Below are 26,973 nucleotides of genomic sequence, written 5' to 3' on the forward strand. Positions count from 1 at the left end.
CTCCTTCGAATCGGACGAAGCTTGCCTGTCAGGAATCAACCCGGTCTGAATTGTCAGGACTCAGCCCGGTTCATACCCCCGGAGACCCCCACCCCCGACCCCTCCCCGCAAGGGGGAGGGGAGCGCACCGTCGGTGCCGTGAGAGGGGGCCTCAAGCTACGCCAGCCGGTGGTGGCACATTCGCCGCGTACCAGTCGCGCAACGGCTCCAGCACAGGATGGACCAGCGCGCGGTGGAGATAGTCCCAGATGCGAGGCTGGTGCTTGAGGTAGTGCGGCTTGCCGTCACGGCGGTTGAGGCGGGCGAAGGTGCCCAGCAGGCGGGTGTTGCGCTGGGCCGACATGATCGCGTAGTGCGTGCCGAATTCGTCGGCGTCGAAGTCCGTCGACGCAGCTTGGCGCGCGGCGATGTAGCGCTCTCGGAGCGCCCGCTCGATCTCCGCCGACACGTCGATCCGGGCGTCCTGCGCCAGGGAGACCACGTCGTAAGCCGGCGGTCCCATCACCGCGTCCTGGAAGTCGATCACGCCCACGCGGGCGATGCCTTCGCGCGTGGGCAGCCAGAGCAGGTTGGGCGAGTGGTAGTCGCGGATCACCCAGGTCGGCTTAGATGCGAGCGGCGCCTCCAGCAACTCGCGCCATATTTCCAGGAATTCGGCGCGCAGCACCTGCGACAGCTCCACGCCACGGTCGGGCAGGTACCATTCGAGCATCAGGCCGATCTCGATCAGCATCGCATCGACGTCGAAGGTCGGGACCTTGTAGGTCACCTGCGGCGCCAGCGGCAGCACGGCGGGCACGTCCTGCCCATGCAGCGACGCCAGAACATCGACTGCGGCCTCGTAGCGCTCCACGACCGGCCGTGGCGGGTCGCCCTCGATCACGCCCTCGCGTCCGAGATCCTCGGTGATGAGAAAGCCGCGGCCGAGATCGGCGTCGTTGATCTTCGGCGCCGAGATGCCGCGTCCGCGCAAGGCGGCGGCGATCGCGACGAACGGGCGAACGTCCTCGGCGAGATGCACGGCGCCGCTATAGGGCTTGCCGTTGTAGATCGCCGGGCCGTCGGGCCGCTTCGGCGAGTTCATCAGGATGTAGACGCGCTCGCCCTTGTGGAGCCGCGCATAGGAGCGGGTCGAGGCGTCGCCGGCCATGTGCTCGCGGCGCGATCTGGCGTGCCCGGCCTCGGCGAGGAAGTCGCGCAGGGCTTTCAGCCGTGCAACCACCGCGGCTGCCTTGCCGCTGCCGGTGATCTCGGCGCTGCGCGCGGTGTCGCCCTGCGATGGATCGTGGCGCAGCGCGATGTCGACGCGGTCCAGCGGGAGAGTGCCGCCGGCGCGCTCCGGCCATTCGATCAGCACGACGGTCGCCTCCGGCAGCGGCGATAGGCCGATCTCCTCGAGCTCCGATGCATCGCTGATGCGATAGAGATCGGCATGCACCAGCGGGAAGCTCGGCAGGTCGTAGCTCTGCGCCAGAGTGAAGGTCGGACTCGGCACCTCCAGCTCGTCGTCGCCGGCGAGGTACCGGATCATCGCCCGCGCCGCCGCCGTCTTGCCGGCGCCGAGATCGCCCGTGAGCGTGATCAGTGCACCCGGGCCGATCAGCAGCGCGAGATCGGCCATCAGGGCGGCGGTGGCGGCTTCGTCCGCGAGCGCGATCGTGAATGTCAGCTGGTCCGTCATTCCGCGGCGTTGCGTTGCGCGACGTGGTCGGTCGGGAAGTCACAGGTGACCGTGGTGCCCTTGCCGACCACCGAATCCATCCGCACCCTGCCGCCATGCAGCTCGACGAAGGAGCGCACCAGCGACAGGCCGAGGCCGGCGCCGCGATGGCGCGAGCCCTGCGAATGGCTCTCGAACCATTCGAACACCTTGTCCTTCACCTCGGGCGGAATGCCGGGGCCGGAATCGGTGACCGCGAAGATGACGCTGTGATCGGTGCGGCGGGCGCTGACGGCGACGCTCGAATCCGGCGGCGAGAAGCCGACGGCATTGGCGAGCAGATTGTAGAGGACCTGAACGACGCGGCGCTCGTCGCCGACGAAGGAGCCGACATCGGGGTCCACCGCGATCGTCAATCGGATGCGATCCGTGGCGAGCCGGTCCTGCACGCCTTCGGCCGCGGCCTCGATCGCCTTGGCGGCATCGACCGGCCCGAGCTCGAGCTTCATGGCGCCGGCATCGATGGTGGCGAGGTCGAGAATGTTGTTGGTCAGCGCCAGCAGCGCGTTGGTGGATTTGGTGACGTAGTCGAGATACTCGGCCTGCTTCGGCGTCAGCGGCCCGGTCGACGGATCGGACAGGAAATGCGCGAAGCCGATGATCGTCGTCAGCGGCGCGCGCAGCTCGTAGGACACGTGGTGGACGAAGTCGATCTTCATCTGGCCGGCGGCTTCGAGCGCCTCGTTGCTCTCGCGCAGCGCCCGTTCGACATTCTCGGTGTCGGTGATGTCCTGGAAGGTGAGCATGGTCGCGCCGTCGGGCAGCGGCCGGCTCATGCAGTCGAGCACGCTGCCGTCCTTGCGCTCGAGCTTCAGCGCAACGTCGAGCCGGTTCTCGATCGAGGTGATGGCCTCGCGGATGGTGCGCCAGGCGACCGCGTCGTCATAGAGCTGATGGCACCAGGATTCCACGGTGTCGATATGCGGATGCTCGCGCAGCTGATCCGGCGACAGCCGCCACATCTTGGCGAAGGCCGGATTGAACAGCTCGACCCGGCCGTTCGAGCCGAACACCGCGACGCCTTCGGCGAGGCTGTCGAGCGTCTCGCGCTGGACCCGGATCAGGCCGTCGAAGCGGCGCGCAAGCGCGAAGCTCTCGGTGACGTCGTCGAACAGATAGGTGACGCCGCCTTCCGGGTTTGGCGTGGTGACGACCGATAAAGCGCGGCCGTCGGGCAGGAACCAGGTGTCCTTGGCGGCTTCGACGGCGCGATAGGCCTCGTGCAGCTTGGCCTTCCAGGCCCGGAAGTCGGCCTGCTCGGGCAGCTTGCGTGCGGCGCGCAGACGGTCGAGCACCGACGAGTCGTCCGGCTGGATGTCCAGGAAGGCGGGATCGAGACCCCACAGCCGGCGATAGGAGTCGTTGTAGAAGGCGAGCCGGCGCTGGCCGTCGAACACGGCCACGCCCGAGGACAACTGATCGAGCGTGCGCCGGTGTGCTTCCCGCATCCGCACCACGGCCGCATCCAGCGCCGCCGCCTCGCTGGCGTCGATGGCGACGCCGGCGCTGCCGCGGCCCAGCATGAAGGCGCGCACGTCGTACATGCGGCGCTCGCCGCCGGTCACGATCGGCAGCCGGCCCTCGAAACGGCCGTTGGCGCCGAGTGCGCGCTGCAGGTCGGTACGGTCGGCGGAGTCGAGCAGCTCGATGTTGCGGCCGATCGCGTCCGGCACGTCGCGGGCATCGGCGGCACGGGCATAGGCGGCGTTGACGTAAGCGAGGGCGCCATTGGCCTGCCGTGCCCAGATCGGCCACGGCAGCGCCGATGCCAGCGCGCGCAGCGACTCCGTCTCCTCGCCGAGCGCCTTGAAGCGGAGCTGCGTCTCGGCGAGCTCGCGGCGCAGACCGGACAATTCGCGGATGCGCACGATGGCCTGGCCGCCGATGGCGCGGCCCATCGCCTCGATCGCATGGCCATGCGAGGTGGTGAGATTGAGCATGAAGCCCTCGCCCGCCTCGCGCAGCGCGTCGACGGCGCGGTCGAGCTGCAGCGCGGGCTCCGGCGGCAGCCAGGTTCCGAAGGCGAGAATGCGCTGCGGCTGATCCTGCGGGACCAGCATCGCGGTGTCGCCGGAGATCTGCGGGCGGTGGCCGCCGGCCGGCCAGGCGATCAGGATCTGCGGCTCGGCAAACAGCAGCGCGCGGTAGCGATCGGCCTGCAATTGCAGCTCGGCGATGTCGGCGCGCAGCCGCGCTTCCTTCCGGCCGGCCGCCAGACGCGTGCGCACCAGCGCGACCGCGGCGACGACGGAGAAGCCGAGCAGCGCCAGCATCGCCGTCACCTCGGCGACATCAGGACGGCTCAGCTCGAACAGCGTTGTGATCGCATCCGCCGGCACGCCACCGCCTGCGAAGCCCGGTGTCGCCGGCGCAAGCGCAGTCGCAGCGAGACCCATCAGGCCCTTGCGCGCGAGTGACGTGCACGACAGCAGCGTCTGACGCATCACCACGATCACGCCCGACATATTTGCCCCAAACCGCACGAAGTTTCGGGCGGCGCCGATCGCGTCGCCCGCGCCGTCTCACGAATCAATCAACCATAACCGCTTCGGGACTCCAGCGGTAAGAGTCCAGACCGTGAACGATGGTTGCGCCTGAGGAAAATGCGTCCGCCGATCGACTCTTTCGAGTCGGAACAGTGGCAAGCCCGTACTTCAACGGCCTGTCGAGCCGAAGCCGCCGCTGCCGCGCGCGGTGGTCGGCAAGGTTGTCGCGAGGCTGAGCTCGGCGCGTACGACGGAGGCGATCACCATCTGTGCGACGCGCTCGCCGCGGCGAATCGTAAACGGTTCCTTGCCGTGGTTGATCAGCAGCACGCAGATCTCGCCGCGGTAGTCCGCGTCCACCGTGCCCGGTGAGTTCAGCACCGTGACGCCGTGCCGCGCAGCGAGCCCCGAACGCGGCCGCACCTGGGCCTCGTAGCCGTCGGGCAGCGCGATCGACAGTCCCGTCGGCACCATCGCATGGCTGCCTGACCCAAGGACGAGCGGTGCATCGGCCGGAACGGCGGCGAGCAGATCGAGCCCCGCGGCATGTGCGGTCTGATAGGTCGGCAGCGGTAGGCCCTCGCCATGCGGCAGGATCTGCACGTCGATCGCGATGGTCTGTGTCACGCAACGGGTCCCATGGTTCTGGCGATCTCGGCGACGAGCGCAGTCGCGACCTCGTCCTTGGTCATGATCGGCCAGGACGCGACATGGACGCCATCGGCGTCCTTCGTCAAGAGATGTACGGTGTTGCGGTCGCCGCCCATCACGCCGGTCGAAGGCGAGACGTCGTTGGCGACGATCCAGTCGCAGCCCTTGCGCGCGAACTTGGCTTTGGCGTTGTCGATCAGATGTTCCGTCTCGGCGGCGAAGCCGATCACGAGTCCCGGCCGCTTCTCCTTCAGCTTCGAGATCGTGGCGAGGATGTCGGGGTTCTCGACCAGCGTCAGCGGCGGGATCGCCTTGTCGGTCTTCTTCAGCTTCTGGCCGCCTTCATTGGCGACGCGCCAGTCGGCCACCGCTGCGGCGAAGATCGCGACGTCGGCGGGCAGCTCGGCTTCGACGGCCTCCAGCATCTGCCGCGCCGACTCGACGTGGGTGACGCTGACGCCCTTGGGGTCGGCAAGCTCCACCGGTCCTGCGATCAGCCGCACGTCGGCGCCGGCGGCCTGCGCGGCGACGGCGATCGCAAAGCCCTGCTTGCCGGAGGAGCGGTTGGCGATGTAGCGCACCGGGTCGATCGGCTCGTGGGTCGGGCCCGCGGTGATCAGCACGCGGCGGCCGGCGAGCGGGCGCGGCGTCGGCGGCTTGAGCATGGCGACGACGGCGTCCGCAATCTCGGTCGGCTCGGCCATGCGGCCGACACCGGCCTCGCCCTTCTCCGCCATCTCGCCGGCGTTGGGGCCGATCATCTGGACGCCGTCGCGCTGCAAGGTCGCGGCGTTGCGGCGCGTCGCCGGGTTGCTCCACATCATCGGGTTCATCGCCGGCGCCAGCAGGATCGGCCGGCTCGCGGCGAGCAGGATGGCGCTGGCGAGGTCGTCGGCGGCGCCGTGCGCCATCTTCGACATCAGGTCGGCGGTCGCCGGTGCCACCACGATCAGGTCGCAGTCGCGCGCGAGCCGGATATGGCCGACGTCGAACTCGCTGCGCGCGTCGAACAGATCGGTGAAGACACGATCTCCCGACAGCGCCGATGCGGCGAGCTCGGTCACGAATTGCGTCGCCGCCTTGGTCAGCACGCAGCGGACGTGAATGTGGCGCTCCTTCAGCCGCCGGATCAGGTCGAGCGATTTGTAGGCGGCGATGCCGCCGCCGATGATCAGGGTAACGCGCGGGTCGCGCACCTGGCCGGGCTGAGGGACGAGCGGGGCAGACGGGTGGGCTGGAGCTGGCGGCGCCATTGGCGGCTCGGACGGATCGACAGGCTCGATCAGCGCGCGCAGGATGACCCGGACTTCCTCCTCGACCGAGCGCCCGTTCTGCGCCGAGCGCAGTCGCAGATAAGTTTTGAGAGAGTCGTCCAGCTTGCGGATGGTTAGGCTCGCCATGACCGCCTCCCCAGCATTGTCGTTGTGAGTGCAATGCTAGCAGAAAATGACAGCAGTGCAATCAGGGTGGGCAAAGCGGCCGCCGCGGGCGGCAGCGTGCCCACCGTCGATGCGCATGCATCGGTAGGACGGTGGGCACGGCGCCACTGCGATCTCGCACGCGGAAACGGTACGGCTGCGCCTTTGCCCACCTCACAACCTGAGCACCGCGAACAGAATGCCGATGAAGGTCAGCGCGATGACCCACAGCGCGATGGCGCGCCAGCGGCTCTTCTTGCCTTCGGTGCGGCCCATGGCGGCGATGGTTTCCGGCGACAGGCGCAGGCCGTCGCGGGTCATGCTCTCCATGTGCTCGAGCACCGCGGCGGCGCGGGCGGCGAGCACCGGTAGGGTCGTGGTCAACCGCACCAGCTCGCCGACGCCGGTGACGGCGCCCTCGATCCGGCCGATCGGCCCGAGATTACGCTCGATCCATTCGCGGACCACGGGATCGGCGACCTTCCAGATGTCGAGCTTGGGATCGAAGCCGCGCGCGACGCCCTCGACCACCACCATGGTCTTCTGCAGCAGGATCAGCTCGGGTCGGGTGCGCATGTCGAACAGGCCGGTGACCTCGAGCAGCAGGGTCAGCAGCTTGGCCATCGAGATTTCTTCGGCCGTGCGGTTGTGGATCGGCTCGCCGATGGCGCGGATGGCTTGTGCGAAATTCTCCACCGAATGATGCGGCGGCACGTAGCCGGCCTCGAAATGCACCTCGGCGACGCGGCGATAGTCGCGGGTGATGAAGCCGAGCAGGATTTCGGCCAGGAAGCGCCGCTCCTTCATGCCGAGCCGGCCCATGATGCCGAAATCGACCGCGACCAGTCGTCCCTGCTGGTCCAGGAACAGGTTGCCCGGATGCATGTCGGCATGGAAGAAGCCGTCGCGCAGGGCGTGGCGCAGAAAGCTCTGGATCACCTTGCGGCCGACGTCGGGCAGATCGACATTCGCCTCCGCGAGCCGGGCGTGATCGTTCAGCGCGATGCCGTCGATCCACTCCATCGTCAGCACGGTGTTGGCGGTGCGATCCCAGTCGACCGCGGGCACGCGGAAGTCCGGATCGTCCTTGATGTTTTCCGCCATCTCCGAGAGCGCGGCGGCCTCCAGGCGAAGGTCCATCTCCATCGCGACCGAGCGCGACATCGTGTTGATGACCTCGACCAGCCGCAGCCGCCGCGCTTCCGACGAATGCGCCTCGGCCTTTTCGGCGACGAAGAAGAAATCGGAGAGGTCGCGGCGGAAGCGCGCGGCGACGTTGGGCCGAAGCACCTTCACCGCGACCGGACGACGAATGCCGTCGTGTTCGACCTCGCCGCGATGCACCTGCGCGATCGAGGCGGCGGCGACCGGCGGGCCGAGATGCGTGAACAGCTGGCTGATCGGACGTTCGAGGGCGGTGGCGATGACCGCCTCGGCCTCGGCCTGCGGGAATGGCGGCAGCCGGTCCTGCAGCGATTCGAGATCGCGCGCCATGATGACGCCGACGACATCGGGCCGGGTCGCCAGGAACTGGCCGAGCTTGAGATAGGCCGGGCCCATCCGCTCCAGCGCGCGCGACAATCTTGGTCCGGATTTGGCGCCGGGGCGCTCGACCAGCCGCGCCAGCTTGAGCGCGAGCTGGCCCGGCGGCGGCGCCAGGCTCGGATCGACAGCGCCGAACACGCCCTCGCGCGCGAACACGAAGGCGGCCCGGGCGAGCCGCGTAATGTGAGTGAGTGCGGAGATCACAAACGCCAGCCGGAATGAAGCGCGACGATGCCGCCGGAGAGAGTCTGCCAGGACACGCGGGAGAAGCCGGCGGCCGAGATCATCTCGGCGAAGGCGCTGGGGCGCGGAAACTGGCGGATCGATTCGACGAGGTAGCGGTAGGACTCGGCATCGCCGGTGACGGCGCGGCCGAGCTGCGGGATCACGTTGAAGGAGAACAGGTCGTAGAGCTTGTCGAGCCCGGGCACCTCGACGGTCGAGAACTCCAGGCACAGGAAGCGGCCGCCATGCTTGAGCACGCGATGGGCTTCTGCGAGCGCCAACTCGATCTGCGGCACGTTGCGGATGCCGAACGCGATCGTATAGGCGTCGAAGGAGCGGTCGGGGAAGGCGAGCTTCTCGGCATTGCCCTCGACGAACGAGACCTTGTCCTCGAGAGCCTGCTTCAGCGCCCGCTGGCGGCCGACCTCGAGCATGTCGCCATTGATGTCGCAGACCGTCGCATGGAAGCCTGAGCCGGCCTTCCTGGCGGCGCGGAAGGAGATGTCGCCGGTGCCGCCGGCGACATCGAGCAGCGCGAACGGCGCATCGCTCTTCGGCGGGTTGAGCGTGTTGATCATGATGTCCTTCCAGACGCGGTGCAGTCCGCCCGACATCAGGTCGTTCATCAGGTCATAGCGCGACGCCACGCTGTGAAACACGTCGTTCACCAGCGTCTGCTTCTCGCCCAGAGGCACATCCCTGAAGCCGAAATGAGTGGTTTGGTCCGGCTGATCCATCACCCTTACTCCGATACAGCACCATAGCGCCGATGCGGCCAAGGCGCTATCACGTCAGCCAGACAAGGTGAATGGTCGCGGATGCAAAAGGTGAAATGAACAGGAATGCCTGAGCTGCCCGAAGTCGAGACCGTCCGGCGCGGGCTGCAGCCGGTCATGGAAGGCGCCGTCATCGTCAAGGCCGAGGCCCGGCGTGGCGACCTGCGGTTTCCGTTCCAGCCCGATTTTGCGAAGCGCCTGCAGGGCCAGACCGTCAGGGGTCTCGGCCGGCGTGCCAAATATCTCCTGGCCGATCTCGGCTCCGGCGACGTGCTGCTGATGCATCTCGGCATGTCCGGCTCGTTCCGGGTGATCAAGCCGGAGCACGAGGAGACGCCGGGCGAGTTTCACACTCCGCGCGGCAAGGACAGCGTGCACGACCATGTCGTGTTTCACATGTCGTCAGGTGCCGACATCGTATTCAACGATCCGCGCCGCTTCGGCTTCATGAAGATCATCGCGCGCGGCGACATCGAGGCGGAGCCGCATCTCAAGGGTCTGGGGCCCGAGCCGCTCGGCAATGAATTCGATGCGGCGATGCTGGCGCACGCCTGCGCCAACAAGAAGACCAGCCTGAAGGCGGCGCTGCTCGACCAACGCGTCGTCGCCGGGCTCGGCAACATCTATGTCTGCGAGGCGCTGTTCCGTTCGCATCTGTCGCCGCGGCGTCTGGCCGCGACGCTGGCCACGAAGAAGGGGGAGCCCACCGACCACGCAAAGCGGTTGGTTGAAGCGATCCACACCGTGCTCAACGAGGCGATCCGCGCCGGTGGCTCATCGCTGCGCGATCACCGCCAGACATCAGGCGAGCTCGGCTATTTCCAGCATTCGTTCCAGGTCTATGACCGCGAAGGCGAGTCGTGCCGGACGGATGGCTGCAGCGGCGTGGTGAAGCGTTTCGTGCAGAACGGACGCTCGACCTTCTGGTGTCCGAAGTGCCAGAAGTGATGTAGCAGCCGACGCGCCGGCACGGCCGGCTGCGCGGGTCCGCTTGTGACGGACGAGGGTGGGCGTATACTGCGGCCATGGCTGTCAGTTCGCCCGATCTGAAAGCATTCCTGCTCGCGACGCCGTTCTTTGGCGGCCTGCCCGACGCGAGGCTCGATCTGCTGGTCTCGATGCTGGTGGAGCGCCGCTTCGACAGGGGCGCCGTGGTCGTCGCCGAAGGCGAGGCGGGCCGCTCGATGTTCGTCGTGCACAGCGGCACGCTGGAGGTGAGCGAGCGCCTGGAGACGGGCATTGCGATCCGCATGTCGTCTCTCGCGCCCGGCGATTTCTTTGGCGAGATGACCTTGCTCGAAATGCAGAACAGGTCGGCCACGGTGGTCGCGGAGACGCCGACCATCTTGTATGAGCTGACGGCACAGAATCTCTACGCGTTCTACAAGGCCGACATCCAGGCCTATGTGATCGTGATGCAAAACATCAATCGCGAGCTGTGCCGCCGCCTGCGTCGCGCCGATGCGCGGATCAAGGCGCTGGAGACGGGCGCGCGGTCGTCGGGTTTATGAACCTCTCCCAGCCTGCGGGGAGAGGGAGCGCACCGCCCGCGCCGTGAAAGCTCAGAGCAAATTCCAACTACAACCCAGCCTTCCAGTTGATGCCATTGTCGGCCCAGGTCGGGTAGGCCCGCGTCACCGGCAGCTTCGCCTCCTCGGCCTGCGGAGTCAGCATGATCGGGAATTCGACCTCGGCGTGCTCGCTCGCGTCCTTCAGCTCGCCCGCGTCGTGCATGACGTGGTCGCCGGCGAGCTTGCCCGCGGTCCAGCGCCACAGGCTGCGAATCTCCTGCGCCGACTTGCCGGCCGCGTCGAACTCGCTGACGCCGAGACCGGCGGCGAGCGCGTCCTGGTGGTCGTTGCGCATCATGATGAAGGGTTGCGCCAGCACCTCGGCGATGTCGCGCGGCGCGTCGGCGTCGAGTGCGGTCGTCGCGTCGGTGATGCGGTGGCCGCTGCGGATCGGGGCCTGGTTGAGCACGAAGGCGAACGGCTTGCGCCAGGCTTTGACGACGCTGAGCGTCGGCGCGGTGGCCTCGATGTCGGCGACGCTCGGACGCGCCGGGATCAGGCACAGGTCGCAGTGGCGGATCGCGGCCGTCGTGGACGCCGTGATGCCGGCCCCGGTGTCGATCATGCAGAGGGTGACGCCATCGCGCTCCAGCGCTTCGAGCCGCGGCTCGATCATCTTCGCATCGTAGACGGCTTCGACGATCGGCTCGCCCGCGGCGCGGCGCGCCTGCCATTTGGTCAGCGTGCCCTGACGGTCGGTTTCGATCACGCGCACCTTGTGGCCGGCCTGCTGGGCCGCCACGGCCAGACCAATCGCCAGCGTGCTCTTGCCGCTGCCGCCCTTCTGCGTGGCCAAAACGATCGTGTACATCGGGAGACAGTCCTTCGGATGTTGACGGAACTTATGAGAACGCCAAAGCTGAGTGCATCGCGATCGCGGTGCAGAGCTATTCTCGCTCAGGACAGTCCCGGCCCGATCCAACTCATGAAGAGCGATCGCGGTGGTCCGAATCAGCACGCCGACAAAACTGTTCGAACCATCTCACGCTCGGCCTGTGCCTGCACAGACCGGTTGACTACGGCGGGAGCCGTTCCGAGTTGATAGCAAGGTGCTAGGAAGTTGAGTGGCAGCGAGCCGCGGGCAAGCGATCGGCATCGCCGAGCATCATCCCATGCAGTCGCGATGCTGCACGTCCGATCCCCGCCGGCCGCCGTTGGGCCCTTAATTTTTTCTAAAACGACATGCTTAACATTGCGTAAACGCTGCCTCGCCGCAGTGCGCAGCGGCATGATCGCGATGCCGAACCGGTTTGGCGCAGGCTCTACTTCCGCACGCAGATCACGCGCACCGTCGCCGCCTTGGCGTCGAGCGAGGTTCCGTCCGGCTTGACGCCCTGCGCCGTGAGAAAGGCGCGCGTCGCATCGGCGCTCACCATCACGACCTGTGTGGACGGGATGAGCGCCGTGCCGGCCATGATTCCTGACTTGAGCAGGGTGACGCCGGCGAACTTGCCGTCGCCGTCGAGCGCCGCCGCGCCGGAGAAGCCGAGGCCGGGCGCCGGCGCCAGCGAGGCGTCACCGGCGCCGTTGGCGGCGAGCTGGGCCTTGACGGTGCTGATCGCGGCACCGCCGCCCTGGCTCTGCGGATCGGCGATGCCGACGATGTCGACCGACGATTTCGCACGGCCGCCCGACAGCGCCAGCGGCTTCAGGCCGCGCGCGCCGTAGATGCGCAGTAGCGCGAGCCCGCGCTCCTTGTCCTCGGCGACGCGCTCGGCATGGCCGAAGCCGGGAACGGTGATCGCGACGCAGCTGTCGGTGACCTCGCGATCGGCGATGATGGCGCCGTCCTGGCTCGCGATGATGCCGGTGCCGTAATCGACGCTGCGCCGTGGCGCGGGCTGCGCGGCCAATGTCGACGGAAACGCGGTGAATGCGCTCGACATCGCGATCACGACCGGCTCGACCGTGTTCTCGGTGGCCTGGTCGTAGAGGATGGTCAGGATACGCACCTCGTCGCCCCGAAAGGTGCCGCGGATGTAGAACTTCTTCAGGTTCTGCAGCCCGGACAGCACGAAGAAGTCGGGCTTCACCACGCTGTAGTCGACGGTGCGGCCAGGCTCCTTCTTCTCTCGGTCGGCAAGCGTCGCGGTAACCGGGTTGGCCTCCTTGCGGCGTGACAGGGCCACCTGCACGGTGCCGGTGGGCGAGGTCCATTTCGAGCCGGTGCCGTCGCTGGTCTGTTGCGGCACCAGCTTGGTGGGAATGCCGAGCCGTGCGCCGCTGACCGGTTCGGTCACGAGCTTCCAGCCGACGCCCTCCTGCTTGCGGCGCGCGGTGTCGGCGAGCACGGCGCGCTCCTGCGGGTTCAACACGCCGGTCGGCTTGCCGCCGGCGAGCTTCTGGTACTCCTTGATCGCGTTGACCATGCGCTCGCTGACGTCGCCGGTGATGGCGCCATTGTACTGGCCGACCCAGGCGAGATCGGATTGCAGCGCGAGCCGCTCGGCCTGGCTCATCGCATTGGCGGTGTCGGCGGGAGCCTGCACGCCCGGGCGCACCGGCTGGGTCGCGACCGGCTTGGGCTTGGCGCCCGGCAACGCGCCCTGCGGCGTCTGGGCCTGCGCCGATGCGCACGCGGCGATGGCGCAGATGAAGGTTGCCGTGGCCAGCCGTCTCATGACAAATCCCGATGCTCTTGCCGCTGACATAAATAAGCACATCTGCTTGGTCGGTCACAATCCGGCGAGGGTTCAGTGTGTTGCGCTTGGCGTTGTCGTGACGTTGAGTGCGATGATGGAGCGGCATCCGAGGTCCACCTCACCTCGTCGGGGAGAGGTGGAGCTTCCGTGCCGAACCACTCGGCCCGAGAGCGCAGTTGCGCGCCTGAGAGGATGTCGAACGTGGAATGGCAGACGAGATGATGCTGAGCGACGAGGAACTGGAGCGCTATGCCCGCCACATCGTGCTGCGCGACGTCGGTGGTCCGGGACAGGCGGCGCTGAAGCGCGCGTCGGTGCTGGTGATCGGCGCGGGCGGGCTCGGTGCGCCGGCGCTGATGTATCTCGCCGCTGCCGGCGTCGGCACGATCGGCGTGGTCGACGATGACGTGGTGTCGCTGTCGAATTTGCAGCGCCAGGTCATCCATGCGACGCCGGATATCGGCAGACCCAAAGTCGAGAGCGCCGCCGAGCGCATCAACGCGCTCAATCCGCATGTGAGCGTCATGGCGCATCGGACCTGGCTCAATGCCGACAACGCGCTCGATCTGATCGGCGCTTATGATCTCGTGCTCGACGGCTCCGACAATTTCGACACCCGCTATCTCGTCTCCGATGCCTGCTTCCTGGCCGCGCGGCCGCTGATCACCGGCGCGCTCGGCACCTTCGATGCGTCGCTGACGACGATCCGGGCGCATGAGCGGGATGAGAAGGGCCAGTTTAATCCGACCTATCGCTGCCTGTTCCCGGAGCCGCCGCCACCCGGCACCGTCCCGGCCTGCGCCGAGGCTGGCGTGATGGGGGCGCTCGCCGGCATGCTGGGGTCGATGATGGCGCTGGAGGCGATCCGCGAGATCGTCGGCTTCGGCGAGGGCCTGGTCGGCCGGCTGCTGATGCTGGACGCGCGGACGATGCGCTTCGAGACCCTGCGCTATGGCCGCGATCCGACGAATCCGCTGAACGGGGATGGGCCGGTGATTGCGGATTTGGGTGCGCATCAGAAGCCGTAATGCGGTGAGAACCGCGCCAAGTCCTCCGTTGTCGTCCCGGACAAGCCCGGCGACGCGAGAGCGTCGGCGGGCGCCGATCCGGAACCCATAGCCACCGCATTCGGTGATATGCGCGGAACGTGCGGCCTGCCTGTTTCAGATATCACGCGGTATGGGTCCCCACGTTCGCGGGGACGACACATGTGATGAGGTGCCGGGCTTGACACCCACTCCGCTGCCGTCGTGGACAAAGTGCAGCGCGATCGCGTCGGGGACACCGACTAAGAGGCTGGCGGATCGATCGGCCTACAGCATGCTCGGCAGCACGCGGTCCGGCGGGCGGTGGTTGTCGAGGAAGGTCTTGATGTTGATGATGACCTTCTCGCCCATCTCGACGCGGCCCTCGATGGTGGCCGAGCCCATGTGCGGCAGCAGCGTCACCTTGCCGGCCTTGGCGAGTCGGACCAGGCGCGGATTGACCGCGGGCTCGTGCTCGAACACGTCGAGACCGGCGCCGGCGATGTCGCCGGCCTCGATCTGCCGCGTCAGCGTCTCCTCGTCGATCACCTCGCCGCGCGCGGTGTTGACGATGTAGGCGTCCTTGCGGATCAGCTTCAGCCGACGCGCCGATAAGAGATGGAACGTCGCCGGCGTGTGCGGGCAGTTCACCGAGATGATGTCCATCCGCGCCAGCATCTGGTCGAGGCTTTCCCAGTAGGTGGCGCCGAGCTCGTCGGCGATCACCGGGGCGACCGGGCGGCGGTTGTGATAGTGGATCTGCAGGCCGAAGGCGCGGGCGCGCCGCGCCACGGCCTGGCCGATCCGGCCCATGCCGATGATGCCCAACCGCTTGCCGCCGATGCGGTGGCCGAGCATCCAGGTCGGCGACCAGCCCGCCCAGTTCTTGCCCTCGGTCAGGATCGAGGCGCCCTCGATCAGCCGCCGCGGCACCGCGAGGATCAGCGCCATGGTCATGTCGGCGGTGTCCTCGGTGAGGACCTTCGGCGTGTTGGTGACGGTGATGCCGCGCGCTACTGCCGCCGCAACGTCGATATTGTCGACGCCATTGCCGAAGTTGGCGATCATGCGCAGCTTGCAATCGGGCTGATTGAGAATGTCGGCGCTGATGTGGTCGGTGACGGTCGGAACCAGCACCTCGGCGGTGCGCACGGCGTCGGCGAGCTGTTCCTGGCTCAACGGCTCGTCGTCGAGATTGAGCCTGGCGTCGAACAGCTCGCGCATGCGGGTCTCGACCGAGTCCGGCAGCTTGCGTGTCACCACGACGAGGGGCTTTTTCCTACCTGACATGTGCTGCTCTCATGAGATCCTTCAGACCTCATTAACCGGGTTCGCCGAAACTACCGTCGTCGCCTGAGAGCGGCGCTTCCCTGGACTGGTCGTGTCGGATCTCGCAGGTGGGCCGATCCGTTCCTGACAGGGCTTCGCGAGCGATTCTCAGGCGCTTCCTGGCCGCTTGTGTTCGGTCCTGTCTAGCAGAAGGCCGGGCCAAGACAAGAAGCCAACGGGGGTCGGGACTGGCGCTTTCGGCAAGCCCTCTCTGTGCACGAAGGGGGGCAGCCGGGCAGTTCGATGGGGATCGGGCGAAGGATCGCAACGCAATCCGCTTTGATCGGAGCGCGCGTCGGTCCTTTCGAGGGAGAGTGAGTTGAGTAATTTGACGTTGTGGCGTTTCGGTGCAGTCGTGGTGCTGCTGGTCTGTCTGCTCGACGTTGCCGTCGGCAGAGGGGGCGTTGCGGCGAAGGACTCCGTTCTCACCACCAGCGGCCTGCCGGTGCCGCGCTATGTCAGCCTGAAGTCGGATCATGTGAACGTTCGCGCCGGTCCGACCAAGGACAACGACGTGGCCTGGGTCTATACGCGCTCCGGCCTGCCGGTCGAGATCACCGCGGAATATGAGAACTGGCGCCGCGTGCGCGATTCCGAGGGCTCGGAGGGGTGGGTCTATCATTCGTTGCTGTCGGGGCGCCGCACGGCGGTGGTCACGATGAAGAACAAGGACGATCTCGCCCCGATCTATGAGAGCGCCGACGCGGCGAGCGCGGTCACGGCGCGGCTGCAGGCCGGCGTCGTCGCGCAGGTGAAGAAATGCGGCAATGGCTGGTGCCGCGTGCTCGGCAATGGTTTCGAAGGCTGGATCCAGCAGCAGCGGCTGTGGGGCGTCTACGCCGACGAACAGGTCAATTGAAGGCCCAGGTCCGCGCAATGCGCTGACCTCTATCCTGACGCGCTCCCGACACAATAATGCCCGTAGCGGGCGCGGGCATGATGCCTCGATGAAGATGTTCCGGAGGCTCAGCGCTTCTTGCGCAGCCGGACGACCATGTCGATCCGGGCGATCTCGTAACCTTCGGGCGCCTCCGGCAGCTTCGACAACGCCAGATGCTGGTCAGGGATATCGACCAGCTCGTGGTTGTTCTCGAGATAGAAGTGATGGTGGGCCGTGACGTTGGTATCGAAATAGGTCTTGGTGCCGTCGACGCTGACCTGACGCAACAGGCCGGCATCGGTCAGCTGGTTCAACGTATTATAGACCGTGGCGAGCGAGACCGGAACCTTGGCCAGCGTCGCTTCCTCGTAGAGCATTTCCGCCGTCAGATGCCGCGCACCCTTGCCGAACAACAGCCAGCCAAGGGCCATGCGCTGGCGGGTCGGGCGCAGCCCGGCCGCCTGCAGCATCTCGTTGACGTCGTGCCATGGGCAGCCGTTGAGGGCTGGCTGCCGGCCGTTCCCGAGATCCGGGTTGCCGCGATCATGACCACTCATCGAGGCGTTGTTGCTGACATCCACTTCAAGCACCGCACAATTCGCTCTCATCTATAACCGATATAGGAAGAAACCCATTCAGATGCAAGCTTATCGCAACTAACGTATCTAGAACGCCCCTAAACTGCATTTACCGCCCGGTTCGGGCGCGGGCCCCGGTGCTGCGTCGATTTACCTGGATACGCGCATTGACGCCGCAATCCTCTATGTTAGAGAGCGCCCGGACCCGATTTGCCCTGCCATGGTGAGCGCCGGCGGCCGTGATGGCCATGTGCGCGAATCCAGGCGTCGTTAGGCCCGCCGCTGACAGCGGTCATGTTCGCCAGGTGCGATGGCCCAGCCTTCGTGCCGACGCGATGACCGGCCAGCGCGGCGCGGAGGGGGGCGGCGCGCGGGAAGGGTCCATGTCGCGCGGCACAAATTCCACCGGGGATCGTTGAGAAAGGCCACCAAGCATGCTGGATCGGCGCAGCGCATATGAATACGAGGACCTGCTGGCCTGCGGCCGCGGGGAGCTGTTCGGCCCCGGCAATGCGCAACTGCCGCTGCCGCCGATGCTGATGTTCGATCGGATCGTCGAGATCTCCGAGACCGGCGGCGAGTTCGGCAAGGGTGTCGTCCGCGCCGAGCTCGACGTGAAGCCGGATCTCTGGTTCTTCGGCTGCCACTTCAAGAATGATCCGGTGATGCCGGGCTGTCTCGGCCTCGATGCGATGTGGCAGATGGTGGGCTTCTACCTCGGCTGGACCGGCGGCGCCGGGCGCGGCCGTGCGCTGGGCCTCGGCGATCTCAAGTTCTCCGGCCAGGTTCTGCCGACCGCGCGCAAGGTTGTGTACAATGTCGACATCAAGCGCGTGATGCGCTCAAAGCTGGTGCTCGGTATTGCCGACGGGTGGCTTTCGATGGATGGCGAGATTATCTATCGCGCCAAGGACCTGAAGGTCGGCCTGTTCAAGCAGGACGCCGCGCCGACTTGAACCAGCGGGCTGCGACCACAGACAGTGCAGCAGGCACGGCTGCAACAGAACACACGAGCAAAGTGAGGCGGACATCATGAGGCGGGTTGTCATCACGGGCATGGGCATCGTCTCATCGATCGGCAACAACACCCAGGAGGTGCTCGCCAGCCTGTACGAGGCGAAGTCCGGCATCTCCCGTGCTGAGAAATATGCCGAGCTTGGTTTTCGTTCGCAGGTGCAAGGTGCGCCGACGCTGAATCCCGCCGACGTGGTCGACCGCCGCGCCATGCGCTTCCTCGGCGAGGGGGCGGCTTGGAATCATGTCGCCATGGAGCAGGCGATCCTCGATTCCGGGCTGGAGCCGACCGACGTCTCCAACGTCCGCACCGGCATCATCATGGGCTCAGGCGGGCCATCGACGCGCACGCTGGTGGAAGCGGCCGACATCACCCGCACCAAGGGCCCGAAGCGCGTCGGTCCGTTCGCCGTGCCGAAGGCGATGTCGTCGACGGCCTCGGCGACGCTGGCGACCTGGTTCAAGATCAAGGGCGTCAACTACTCGATCTCCTCGGCCTGCGCGACCTCCAATCATTGCATCGGCAATTCCTACGAGATGATCCAGTACGGCAAGCAGGACGTGATGTTCGCCGGCGGCTGTGAGGAGCTCGACTGGACGCTGTCGGTGCTGTTCGACGCGATGGGCGCGATGTCGTCCAAGCACAACGACACGCCGGCGACCGCGTCGCGGCCCTATGACGTCACGCGCGACGGCTTCGTGATCGCCGGCGGCGCCGGCGTCCTCGTGCTGGAAGAGCTCGAGCACGCCAAAGCGCGCGGCGCCAAGATCTACGGCGAGATCGTGGGCTACGGCGCAACGTCCGACGGCTACGACATGGTTGCGCCTTCCGGCGAGGGTGCCGAGCGCTGCATGCAGCTCGCGCTGTCGACCGTGAAGACCAAGATCGACTACATCAATCCGCATGCGACCTCGACACCTGCCGGAGATCCGCCGGAGATCGAGGCGATCCGGAAAGTGTTCGGCCGCGGCGAGAAGTGTCCGCCGATCGCCGCGACCAAGGCGCTGACTGGCCACTCGCTCGGCGCCACCGGCGTCCAGGAGGCGATCTATTCGCTGCTGATGATGAAGAACGGCTTCATCTGCGAGAGCGCCAACATCACCGAGCTCGACCCGGCCTTCGCCGACATGCCGATCGTCCGCAAGCGCATCGACAACGCCAAGCTCGGCACCGTGCTGTCGAACTCGTTCGGCTTCGGCGGCACCAACGCGACACTGGTGTTCAAGCAGCTCGACGCCTAAGATTTCCAACAGCACTGGTTTCGTCGGCATCATGGCCGGGCAGCAGCGCGAAGCTCATTCTTCGCACCGATGTCCGGCCATTGGCGTCTCGAAGGCGGAACGATCATCCTGGCTGGGCCGATCCCGGCATGACGAAGGAGAGACATCATGCAGGGTCTGATGGCAGGCAAGCGCGGCCTGGTCATGGGCATCGCCAACGACCATTCGATCGCCTGGGGCATCGCCAAGACGCTGGCGGCGCATGGCGCCGAGATGGCCTTCACCTATCAGGGCGACGCGCTCGGCAAGCGCGTCCGTCCGCTCGCCGACGAGCTCGGCGTCAAGCACGTGCTGTCCTGCGACGTCGAGGACATTGCCAGCGTCGACAGTGTATTCACGGCGCTTCGCGAGGCCTGGGGCGGGCTCGACTTCGTCGTCCACGCGGTCGCCTTCTCCGACAAGAACGAGCTCAAGGGCCGCTATGCCGACACCTCGCGCGAGAATTTTGCGCGCACGATGCTGATCTCCTGCTTCTCCTTCACCGAGATCGCCAAGCGCGCCGCCGAGCTGATGCCGGAGAGCGGCGGCAGCATGATCACCTTGACCTTCGACGGCTCCAACCGGGTGATGCCGAACTACAACGTGATGGGCGTTGCCAAGGCCGCGTTGGAAGCCTCGGTGCGCTATCTCGCCGCCGACTACGGCCGCCGCAGCATCCGTGTCAACGCGATCTCGGCCGGACCGGTGCGCACGCTGGCGGGCTCGGGCATCGGCGATGCCCGCTTCATGTTCGCCTTCCAGCAGAAGCACTCGCCGCTCGGTCGCGGCGTGACTCTGGAGGAGCTTGGCGGCTCGGCGCTCTATCTGCTGTCGGAGCTGTCCGGTGGCGTCACCGGCGAGATCCACTACGTCGATTCCGGCTACAACGTGATCTCGATGCCGCGCCCCGAGGATCTCAAGGCGGACTGACCTCCGCGCGCATCGGCGGTATCAGGGGAACGCGAGACTCCGTCCCCCCGATCGACCCAAATTTTCCCAGTTGAAGACAATGTTCCTGAACGGCTAATCAGGAAGCAATGGCGCAACTCTTGTTGGTTGTTGCGACGACGCTGCGATGCATCATGACCGGTGCATCGGCCGCGGCCGTCAGCCAGCCGCTCGCGCCGGCAGCAAGACAAGTCGTGGGGGCGATTGATGCTGCGTTCGAAGGCCCGCGTCATCGCTCTCTGCGCGATGACCGGCATTGTGCTTGCGGCGGGGAACGCCGGGCCGGCGCAGGCGCAATCGAGCGTCTGGGACTCCACGATCTCCAACACGAACTGGTATGTGCCGACGGCGCAACTGCTCGCCTACATGTCGCCGAAGACGGGCTTCTCCAACCCGATCCCGATCGGTGACCAGACGTTGTGGACCTTGGGCACCGCGACCAACGGCGCCTTCACCGGCACCAGCGTCGCGCAGCTCAGGATCGGCCTGGCGCTGCTGACGGACACCTCGACCATCCAGGGCTTCGTCACCACCAGCGGCCAGATCACCATGCTGTTCACGCCGACCGGCGGCGGCACCGTGACGGTCGGACTCGGCTATATGCGCAACGTCAACGGCGTGACCAGCATGGAAATGCAGATGATCACCGGCGACAGCCTGCTGGTGACGCATTGGGCCTACATGCTGCCCTATGATCCCGCGACCTTCACGCCGCCGCCGTCGGCACCGGTGCCGGCCAACTCCGTGCCGCAATGGGCGTGGACCGCCGGCACGCCCTGGCGGATCGTCAGTCCGACATTGTTCGGCACGCAGGCGCCGGGCCGTTTCGTCATCACCAACTATCAGAACGGCTATTTCTGGGGTGCGGGCGTCGCACCGCCCGGCAGCGCCGCGGCGGGCTTCACGCTGCTCGGCTCGGTGACGCCCGAGGGCAGCGTGCTGTTCAACACCCTCTCGCGCGGCACCCTGACCAGCCTCTATGGCACGGCGAGCGGCAACGCCGCGGGCGCGCAGATGCTGGTGTCGACCTACGATCTTACCGGGAGTTTGACGGGAGGACTGGCGACGATGTCGCTGATCCAGCCTTACGCGGAAACGCTGCGGTCTGCAGGCGGCCGCGTCGGCCTGGAAGCGGCTGACGTGTTGTACCGGCTGTCGATGACCTCGGCCGGCTGGACTGGATCGATGGTCTCGGGCTTTGCCGCGCTCGATAATCTCAGCGGTCCATCTCTTAGCGCTGCTGTGAAGCAGACGTTGCCGGTGCTGACCGGGGCGGCCTCGCAGGCGACCCATGTCAGCCAGCAGGTGTTCCGGCAGACGATGACCAACAGGCTCGATGATGTCAGCAGCATCGGCTGGGCCGCTGGTCGCAATGTCTGGATGCAGCCCCTCGGCGGCACCGCGCAGCAGGCGGGGCGCGATGGCGTTCCCGGCTATGACGCCTCCGGCGGCGGTCTGGCGTTGGGCGCCGACGTCGCAGTCTCGTCCCGCGCCATCATTGGCGGCGTTCTCGGTTATTCTCATCACACGATCACCGGAAGCGACGCCGCCGTGCCGAACCGTCTCGCTCTCGCCTCCTATCAGCTCGGGCTCTATGGGGCCTACGCGATCACCCGTGATGTCACCTTCGACTATCAGCTCGATGGCGGATCGAGCGATAACGGCGAAAACCGGTCGCTGAGCTTCATGGGTGCGTCCGCCGGCGGCAGCTATCGTTCCTACAGCGGCCATGCCGGCGCAGGCATCAAGACGCGCATTCCGCTGCAAGATGGCTTCGCCCTCGTTCCAGCACTGCGCCTGGACTACGGCACGGTTCGCAGCAATTCCTACGGCGAGAACGGTGCCGGCGGTTTTAGCCTCAACGTCGATCCTCAGATCTATCAGGAGCTCGTGACGACGGCGCAGCTGAAAGCTGTCTACGCGCCCACCAGGCAGATCCGTCTGACCAGCGACATCGGCGTCGGCTACAACGCGCTGAATCAGCCGCTGCAGATCAGCGCGGCGTTCTCGGGCGGCGGCGAGAGCTTTGTCACCCATGGCCTCGGCCTGTCGCCATGGATCTATTCGGCGGGCCTTGGTCTTGTGGCCGCCGACAACGACCGGCTCGACCTCAGCATCCGCTACGGCATCAACGCGACATCGTCGGGTCTCGTCCAGCAGTCGGGCCACGCGGTGCTGAAGATCAGGCTGTGACGCGCCTGAGCTCGTCGTTCTATTCGCGCCCGAAATAGGCCGGCAAGCGCTGGTCGAGCCGGAACTTGAGCATCGAACGCGCCATGTCACGCAGCACATTGTTGTTCGCAGCCTCTGGCGGCGAGGCGGGGAATGCGGAGTTGTCGACGTCTCCGGCGTGAGACGGCGGGCCGACGCCGGAGGTCAGCCGTGAGAGCAGCGACTTCGAGCTCATGGCAGGCTCGCGCGTCTCGAATGTCGCCCCGTCATAGAGCTGGATATCGATCATGATGAAGACGTGGCTGATCCGGCCAAATCCCTCGCCCCTGTTGATCACACCGACGCCGGTGACCTCGTCGTTTGTCGAGGGTTCGCTGTCGGTCCGGCGGGTGATCACGAGGTAGCGAGCGCAACCCGCCGTGCCGGCCACCTTCCGGACGATGGGCGTGAGCTTCCCGTTCTCAGCCTTGATCGGGGGCGACTGATAGAACGGATCGAATGCGCCCTTGGGGACGCCGATGCGGCGGATTCCGGCATCACCCGCGGCTGCCTTCACACGCGCGTAGACGATGTCGTCGAAGCCCCAGGGCACCGGCACTTCGGCGTACTCGTTGCCCAGGCGGGTCATGCCGTTCTTCTGCACCGTGAAGACATCGCCGAGCGCGGCGATCACCCCGATGTCGCACGGTCCGCCCTCGCGGACGGCCATCGCCGGCTTGGCGGCCTTGGCATTGCTGCCTGCTGGCTTCGCGGGCTTAGCATTCAGCGGCGCCGGGGCCGATTGCGCCAGGGCATTGGTGGAGGACCAGAGCATGGCAATGATGAGCGCAGCAAATCGGCGAGAGATGGTCACTGGGAGAGCTCGTCGCAGGGAGGAAAAGGATCAAGCCAAGGGAGTTCGAAGGGAGTTCGTTCGAGTCGTCCGAAGTCTGCGCCCGCATCATTCGATCTTCAGATAGCTCGGCAGGTCGCGATCGAGCTTCGCCGCCACCAAGGTGCGCAGCCGCTCGCGCAGGACGGTGCTGGAGGCCGCAGCCGCGAGAGGCTCGGGGAAGTCGGCATTGTCGAGCTTGTTGAGAGGGTCTTCGGTGAGCCTCATGGTCTCGGCAAGCCTGGCGCCGGTGTCGGCCGAGAACGAGCTGATCTTCTCGTAGGACTGGCCGTCGATGAGCGTGATGTTGACGTTCGCAAACAGATGCGAGTGCCTGAGGATCGATCCGACCCCCTGATTGTAGGCGCCGATGCCTCTGAGCCTCAGGGTGGTGTTGGGAATGGTCGTCTCGAACCTGGTGACGACGAGATAGCGCGCGCAGCTCGCATTCGTCGTGATGTTGCGCACGATCGCGGTCAGGCTCTCCTTCGGATCGGGCAGGAAGCGCGATGTCGGGTGGTAGTAGACCTCGAACGCGCCTTTCGGATAGCCGATCCTGCGCACGGTCGGATCGCCGCCGGTAGCCGCGCGCACGCGCGCCATGGCGAGGTCGTCCAGTCCCCATCCCGGCAACGTGACTTCGTCCTCTTCGGTTTCAAACACGGTGAGACCGAACTTGCTGACGGCGAGCTGGTCGCCGAGTGTGGAAATGACGCCAAGACGGCACGGACCGCTTTCGATGGCGCCTGGTTTCGCCATCGCCTTTGTCTTTCCGGAGGGTTTCTTGGCTGCGGGCGCGGCCTTGGGCGCCGTTGTTGACGGAGCCTGGGCCCAAGCCCCGGTTGCGAAGGCAGCGGCGAGGGCGACGAGCGCAAGGCGGCGGATCGACAGGAGCGGCACGGACATGGGTACGGTTCGAGAATGCGAGGTCGTCGCGAACTCGAACTTAGTTCGCCTGCGAAGGCGCACGCAATGGTTTCCGGTCGCCACGCGTAAGATTTGCGCTTGCACGCCCTGCGATCAGGAGCCTGCCGCCTGACCGTCACGCTTCCAGCGATAATATTTCATGATCCGGCCGTGCAGCGGATCAGCTTCCTCCTTTTCCAGCACGAAGCCCTCGCGCTCATACCAGCGCCAAGCCTTGTCATTGCCCTTTGCGCAGCGCAGCCACACTTCGTGCGGCAGCAGCTCGCGGGTGAAGGTGAGCAGCCGGCGGCCGAGCGAGCGGCCCTGATGGGACGGCGCGATCATCAGCTGGTCGAGATAGAGCGTGGGGACGTTGATCGCGAGCATCGCCGCGAGGCGGCCGCCGTCGTCGGCGACATACAGGCTCCAACCGCCAGCAATTTCACGCGGCACGCGCTCCCTGAGGAGCGCGAGCAGCCTCTCGCTCGGGGTCTCCAATCCGGTCGAGCACCAGCTCTCCATCCAGAGCCTGGCGACGGCGTCGTATTCGTCCGGGCGGGCAGGGCGGATGATAGGATGGAGCATGTGTGGTGACCTGAAGCGAGGTGACGGCCTCTGCATCCGCAGCCGTGACCTGGGACGCGTGAGGGTGCGCGACCAATAGGACAACAAAAAAGGGCGGCCCGAAAGCCGCCCTTTGTATTTCATTCGAAGGGTGCGCCGGCTTTACTCGCCGGCGGCTTCGCGCGCCTCGGCGGGCGCGTCCTTCTGCTTGGCCTCGAGATCCTCGCCAGTGGTCTGGTCGACCGCCTTCATCGACAGCCTGGTCTTGCCGCGGTCGTCGAAGCCGAGCAGCTTGACCTTGACCTTGTCGCCTTCCTTGACGACGTCGGAGGTCTTCTGCACGCGCTTGTCGGCGAGCTGCGAGATGTGCACGAGGCCGTCGCGAGTGCCGAAGAAGTTCACGAAGGCACCGAACTCCATCACCTTGACGACGGTGCCGTCATAGACCTGGCCGACCTCCGGATCGGAGGCGATCGACTTGATCCACTTGATGGCGGCCTTCATCGCCTCGCCGTCGTTGGAGGCGACCTTGACGGTGCCGTCGTCCTCGATGTTGACCTTGGCGCCGGTCTTCTCGACGATCTCGCGGATCACCTTGCCGCCGGTGCCGATCACTTCGCGGATCTTGTCGGTCGGGATCTTGAAGGTCTCGATGCGCGGCGCGTATTCGCCGAGCTCGGCACGCGCGGCGGTCAGCGCCTTGGACATCTCGCCCAGGATGTGGATGCGGCCGTCGCGGGCCTGGCCCAGCGCAACCCGCATGATCTCCTCGGTAATGCCCTCGATCTTGATATCCATCTGCAGCGAGGTGATGCCGCTCTCGGTGCCCGCGACCTTGAAGTCCATGTCGCCGAGATGGTCCTCGTCGCCGAGGATGTCGGAGAGAACCGCATAGCGGCTGCCTTCGAGGATCAGGCCCATCGCGATGCCCGCGGTCGGCCGCTTCAGCGGCACACCGGCATCCATCAGCGCCAGCGACGAGCCGCAGACGGTGGCCATCGACGACGAGCCATTCGACTCCGTCACCTCCGACACCACGCGCGTGGTGTAGGGGAACTCGTGGTGCGGCGGCAGGACCGGGTGGATGGCGCGCCAGGCGAGCTTGCCGTGGCCGATCTCGCGACGCTTGGTGCCGCCGAGACGGCCGGTCTCACCGACGGAGTAGGGAGGGAAGTTGTAGTGCAGCAGGAACGTCTCTTTGTACGTTCCCGACAGCGCGTCGATGTACTGCTCGTCCTCGCCGGTGCCGAGCGTGGTCACGACCAGCGCCTGGGTCTCACCGCGGGTGAACAGCGCCGAGCCGTGAGCGCGCGGCAGCACGCCGACTTCGCAGACGATGTTGCGCACGGTCTTGGCGTCGCGGCCGTCGATGCGCTTGCCGGTGTCCAGGATGTTCCAGCGAACGATCTTGGCTTCCAGCTCCTTGAACACGCCGGAGAGGCGGAGCTTGTCGTATTTCGGCTCCTGCCCTTCGGGGAAGAAGTGCGCCATCACCTTTTCCTTGACGGCGCCGACGGCGGCGTAGCGCTCCTGCTTCACGGGAATCGCATAGGCCTTGCGCAGGTCCTGCTCGGCGATCCCAAGCATCTCCTTCTCGATCGCGCCGTTGTCGATGATCGCGACGTCGCGCGGCTCCTTGGCGGCCTTCTCGGCGAGCTCGATGATCGCATTGATCACCGGCTGGAAGTGACGGTGACCGAACATCACCGCGCCGAGCATGATGTCCTCGTTGAGCTCCTTGGCCTCCGATTCCACCATCAGCACCGCGTCGGAGGTGCCGGCGACGACCAGGTCGAGCTGGGTGTCGGCCATCTCGTCGAGGGTGGGATTGAGGATGTATTCGTCATTGGCGAAGCCGACGCGGGCGGCGCCGATCGGGCCCTTGAACGGCACGCCCGACAAGGTCAGCGCGGCCGACGCGCCGACCAGCGCCACGATGTCCGGATCGTTCTCCATGTCGTGCGACAGCACGGTCACGATGACCTGGGTCTCGTTGCGCCAGGCGTCGACGAACAGCGGGCGGATCGGGCGGTCGATCAGGCGGGAGACCAGCGTCTCCTTCTCGGTCGGACGGCCCTCGCGCTTGAAATAGCCGCCGGGAATGCGCCCCGCAGCGTAGGTCTTTTCCTGGTAGTCGACCGTCAGCGGCAGGAAGTCGACGCCTTCGCGCGGCGCCTTGGCGGCGACGACGGTGGCGAGCACGACGGTCTCGCCATAAGTGGCGACGACGGCGCCGTCGGCCTGGCGGGCGATCTTGCCGGTTTCAAGCTTGAGCGGACGCCCGCCCCAGTCGATCTCGACGGAATGCTTGGTAAACATGGGTATCTTCTTTCATGAGATGATCGAAGGCGGACCCCGCAGAAACAAAAAAACCATGCGCAAGATTGCAGGG

The 26,973-nt window shown here is 66.4% G+C and carries 22 protein-coding genes; 8 read left to right on the top strand and 14 right to left on the bottom strand.

Features of this window, described 5'->3' with window-relative positions; all coding sequences use genetic code 11:
- Positions 1–151: 151 nt before the first annotated feature.
- From tsaE to ubiE, 6 genes are all read right to left on the bottom strand, one after another.
- Positions 152–1,681 carry a tRNA (adenosine(37)-N6)-threonylcarbamoyltransferase complex ATPase subunit type 1 TsaE gene (gene tsaE, locus QX039_RS13405; protein WP_315735634.1) on the bottom strand — a complete coding sequence of 510 codons (1,530 nt, stop codon included), beginning with the start codon at positions 1,679–1,681 and terminating at the stop codon, positions 152–154.
- Positions 1,678–4,185: a sensor histidine kinase gene (locus tag QX039_RS13410; RefSeq protein WP_315773324.1), complete on the bottom strand. Its 2,508-nt coding sequence runs from the start codon at positions 4,183–4,185 to the stop codon at positions 1,678–1,680. Before QX039_RS13410 ends, tsaE begins: the two co-directional genes overlap by 4 nt.
- A gap of 189 nt (positions 4,186–4,374) precedes the next feature.
- Positions 4,375–4,833 carry a dUTP diphosphatase gene (gene dut / locus QX039_RS13415; protein WP_315773322.1) on the bottom strand — a complete coding sequence of 153 codons (459 nt, stop codon included), beginning with the start codon at positions 4,831–4,833 and terminating at the stop codon, positions 4,375–4,377.
- Positions 4,830–6,257: a bifunctional phosphopantothenoylcysteine decarboxylase/phosphopantothenate--cysteine ligase CoaBC gene (gene coaBC, locus QX039_RS13420; protein WP_315773320.1), complete on the bottom strand. Its 1,428-nt coding sequence runs from the start codon at positions 6,255–6,257 to the stop codon at positions 4,830–4,832. Before coaBC ends, dut begins: the two co-directional genes overlap by 4 nt.
- A 192-nt stretch (positions 6,258–6,449) precedes the next feature.
- Positions 6,450–8,024 carry a 2-polyprenylphenol 6-hydroxylase gene (ubiB, locus tag QX039_RS13425; RefSeq protein ID WP_315735626.1) on the bottom strand — a complete coding sequence of 525 codons (1,575 nt, stop codon included), beginning with the start codon at positions 8,022–8,024 and terminating at the stop codon, positions 6,450–6,452.
- Positions 8,021–8,782, bottom strand: coding sequence for a bifunctional demethylmenaquinone methyltransferase/2-methoxy-6-polyprenyl-1,4-benzoquinol methylase UbiE (ubiE, locus tag QX039_RS13430; protein ID WP_315735623.1), 762 nt, complete (start codon positions 8,780–8,782; stop codon positions 8,021–8,023). The genes ubiB and ubiE overlap by 4 nt, the downstream gene beginning before the upstream one ends.
- A gap of 105 nt (positions 8,783–8,887) precedes the next feature.
- On the opposite strand from ubiE, the gene mutM reads away from it, so the two are divergent.
- Positions 8,888–9,769, top strand: a complete 882-nt coding sequence (gene mutM, locus QX039_RS13435) for a bifunctional DNA-formamidopyrimidine glycosylase/DNA-(apurinic or apyrimidinic site) lyase (RefSeq protein WP_315735621.1) — start codon at positions 8,888–8,890, stop codon at positions 9,767–9,769.
- A 77-nt stretch (positions 9,770–9,846) separates the two neighbouring features.
- The gene (locus QX039_RS13440) at positions 9,847–10,332 is read left to right on the top strand and encodes a cyclic nucleotide-binding domain-containing protein (protein WP_315735619.1); all 486 of its coding nucleotides are present in this window, start codon (positions 9,847–9,849) and stop codon (positions 10,330–10,332) included.
- A 67-nt stretch (positions 10,333–10,399) separates the two neighbouring features.
- On the opposite strand, the gene QX039_RS13445 is transcribed toward QX039_RS13440, so the two are convergent.
- Both QX039_RS13445 and QX039_RS13450 read right to left on the bottom strand, forming a co-directional pair.
- On the bottom strand, positions 10,400–11,203 hold the full coding sequence (locus QX039_RS13445) for a ParA family protein (protein ID WP_315735618.1): 804 nt from the start codon (positions 11,201–11,203) through the stop codon (positions 10,400–10,402).
- A 451-nt stretch (positions 11,204–11,654) separates the two neighbouring features.
- Positions 11,655–13,013 (bottom strand): peptidoglycan-binding protein, encoded by a 1,359-nt coding sequence (locus QX039_RS13450; protein WP_315735616.1) that lies wholly within the window; start codon positions 13,011–13,013, stop codon positions 11,655–11,657.
- 242 nt (positions 13,014–13,255) lie between these two features.
- On the opposite strand from QX039_RS13450, the gene QX039_RS13455 reads away from it, so the two are divergent.
- Positions 13,256–14,062 (top strand): molybdopterin-synthase adenylyltransferase MoeB, encoded by an 807-nt coding sequence (locus tag QX039_RS13455; RefSeq protein WP_315735752.1) that lies wholly within the window; start codon positions 13,256–13,258, stop codon positions 14,060–14,062.
- Positions 14,063–14,347: 285 nt separating this feature from the next.
- On the opposite strand, the gene QX039_RS13460 is transcribed toward QX039_RS13455, so the two are convergent.
- Positions 14,348–15,349, bottom strand: a complete 1,002-nt coding sequence (locus tag QX039_RS13460; protein ID WP_315735614.1) for a D-glycerate dehydrogenase — start codon at positions 15,347–15,349, stop codon at positions 14,348–14,350.
- A gap of 412 nt (positions 15,350–15,761) precedes the next feature.
- On the opposite strand from QX039_RS13460, the gene QX039_RS13465 reads away from it, so the two are divergent.
- Positions 15,762–16,247: an SH3 domain-containing protein gene (locus QX039_RS13465; RefSeq protein WP_315735750.1), complete on the top strand. Its 486-nt coding sequence runs from the start codon at positions 15,762–15,764 to the stop codon at positions 16,245–16,247.
- A gap of 107 nt (positions 16,248–16,354) precedes the next feature.
- Here the strand turns inward: QX039_RS13465 and irrA are convergent, their stop codons facing one another.
- A complete protein-coding gene (gene irrA / locus QX039_RS13470; RefSeq protein ID WP_315716966.1) occupies positions 16,355–16,825 on the bottom strand; it encodes an iron response transcriptional regulator IrrA in 471 nt (156 codons plus the stop codon).
- 455 nt (positions 16,826–17,280) lie between these two features.
- Here irrA and fabA point away from each other — a divergent pair, with 455 nt between their 5' ends.
- From fabA to QX039_RS13490, 4 genes are all read left to right on the top strand, one after another.
- Entirely contained in the window at positions 17,281–17,802 is a 522-nt protein-coding gene (fabA, locus tag QX039_RS13475; RefSeq protein ID WP_315735612.1) for a 3-hydroxyacyl-[acyl-carrier-protein] dehydratase FabA, read from the top strand.
- 76 nt (positions 17,803–17,878) lie between these two features.
- The gene (fabB, locus tag QX039_RS13480) at positions 17,879–19,102 is read left to right on the top strand and encodes a beta-ketoacyl-ACP synthase I (RefSeq protein WP_315735610.1); all 1,224 of its coding nucleotides are present in this window, start codon (positions 17,879–17,881) and stop codon (positions 19,100–19,102) included.
- Positions 19,103–19,249: 147 nt separating this feature from the next.
- Positions 19,250–20,050, top strand: coding sequence for an enoyl-ACP reductase FabI (fabI, locus tag QX039_RS13485; protein ID WP_315735608.1), 801 nt, complete (start codon positions 19,250–19,252; stop codon positions 20,048–20,050).
- A gap of 225 nt (positions 20,051–20,275) precedes the next feature.
- Entirely contained in the window at positions 20,276–22,261 is a 1,986-nt protein-coding gene (locus tag QX039_RS13490; RefSeq protein WP_315773318.1) for an autotransporter domain-containing protein, read from the top strand.
- 19 nt (positions 22,262–22,280) lie between these two features.
- Here the strand turns inward: QX039_RS13490 and QX039_RS13495 are convergent, their stop codons facing one another.
- The 4 genes from QX039_RS13495 to pnp form a co-directional block, all read right to left on the bottom strand.
- The gene (locus QX039_RS13495; RefSeq protein WP_315773317.1) at positions 22,281–22,913 is read right to left on the bottom strand and encodes a hypothetical protein; all 633 of its coding nucleotides are present in this window, start codon (positions 22,911–22,913) and stop codon (positions 22,281–22,283) included.
- Positions 22,914–23,180: 267 nt separating this feature from the next.
- The gene (locus tag QX039_RS13500) at positions 23,181–24,017 is read right to left on the bottom strand and encodes a hypothetical protein (protein ID WP_315773316.1); all 837 of its coding nucleotides are present in this window, start codon (positions 24,015–24,017) and stop codon (positions 23,181–23,183) included.
- Between the two features lie 114 nt (positions 24,018–24,131).
- Positions 24,132–24,602: a GNAT family N-acetyltransferase gene (locus QX039_RS13505; protein ID WP_315773315.1), complete on the bottom strand. Its 471-nt coding sequence runs from the start codon at positions 24,600–24,602 to the stop codon at positions 24,132–24,134.
- 141 nt (positions 24,603–24,743) lie between these two features.
- Positions 24,744–26,900: a polyribonucleotide nucleotidyltransferase gene (gene pnp, locus QX039_RS13510; RefSeq protein WP_315758130.1), complete on the bottom strand. Its 2,157-nt coding sequence runs from the start codon at positions 26,898–26,900 to the stop codon at positions 24,744–24,746.
- Positions 26,901–26,973 lie beyond the last annotated feature (73 nt).

The organism is Bradyrhizobium sp. SZCCHNR1043, assembly GCF_032489675.1.
Taxonomy (GTDB): domain Bacteria; phylum Pseudomonadota; class Alphaproteobacteria; order Rhizobiales; family Xanthobacteraceae; genus Bradyrhizobium.

Excerpts from the sequence above, each read along its gene's own strand:
- tsaE (WP_315735634.1), bottom strand. The coding sequence starts at position 1,681 with ATGACGGACCAGCTGACATTCACGATCGCGCTCGCGGACGAAGCCGCC.
- QX039_RS13410 (WP_315773324.1), bottom strand. The coding sequence starts at position 4,185 with ATGTCGGGCGTGATCGTGGTGATGCGTCAGACGCTGCTGTCGTGCACG.
- coaBC (WP_315773320.1), bottom strand. The coding sequence starts at position 6,257 with ATGGCGAGCCTAACCATCCGCAAGCTGGACGACTCTCTCAAAACTTAT.
- ubiE (WP_315735623.1), bottom strand. The coding sequence starts at position 8,782 with ATGGATCAGCCGGACCAAACCACTCATTTCGGCTTCAGGGATGTGCCT.
- mutM (WP_315735621.1), top strand. The coding sequence starts at position 8,888 with ATGCCTGAGCTGCCCGAAGTCGAGACCGTCCGGCGCGGGCTGCAGCCG.
- QX039_RS13440 (WP_315735619.1), top strand. The coding sequence starts at position 9,847 with ATGGCTGTCAGTTCGCCCGATCTGAAAGCATTCCTGCTCGCGACGCCG.
- QX039_RS13445 (WP_315735618.1), bottom strand. The coding sequence starts at position 11,203 with ATGTACACGATCGTTTTGGCCACGCAGAAGGGCGGCAGCGGCAAGAGC.
- QX039_RS13450 (WP_315735616.1), bottom strand. The coding sequence starts at position 13,013 with ATGAGACGGCTGGCCACGGCAACCTTCATCTGCGCCATCGCCGCGTGC.
- QX039_RS13455 (WP_315735752.1), top strand. The coding sequence starts at position 13,256 with ATGCTGAGCGACGAGGAACTGGAGCGCTATGCCCGCCACATCGTGCTG.
- QX039_RS13460 (WP_315735614.1), bottom strand. The coding sequence starts at position 15,349 with ATGTCAGGTAGGAAAAAGCCCCTCGTCGTGGTGACACGCAAGCTGCCG.
- irrA (WP_315716966.1), bottom strand. The coding sequence starts at position 16,825 with ATGAGTGGTCATGATCGCGGCAACCCGGATCTCGGGAACGGCCGGCAG.
- fabA (WP_315735612.1), top strand. The coding sequence starts at position 17,281 with ATGCTGGATCGGCGCAGCGCATATGAATACGAGGACCTGCTGGCCTGC.
- fabB (WP_315735610.1), top strand. The coding sequence starts at position 17,879 with ATGAGGCGGGTTGTCATCACGGGCATGGGCATCGTCTCATCGATCGGC.
- fabI (WP_315735608.1), top strand. The coding sequence starts at position 19,250 with ATGCAGGGTCTGATGGCAGGCAAGCGCGGCCTGGTCATGGGCATCGCC.
- QX039_RS13490 (WP_315773318.1), top strand. The coding sequence starts at position 20,276 with ATGCTGCGTTCGAAGGCCCGCGTCATCGCTCTCTGCGCGATGACCGGC.
- QX039_RS13500 (WP_315773316.1), bottom strand. The coding sequence starts at position 24,017 with ATGTCCGTGCCGCTCCTGTCGATCCGCCGCCTTGCGCTCGTCGCCCTC.
- QX039_RS13505 (WP_315773315.1), bottom strand. The coding sequence starts at position 24,602 with ATGCTCCATCCTATCATCCGCCCTGCCCGCCCGGACGAATACGACGCC.
- pnp (WP_315758130.1), bottom strand. The coding sequence starts at position 26,900 with ATGTTTACCAAGCATTCCGTCGAGATCGACTGGGGCGGGCGTCCGCTC.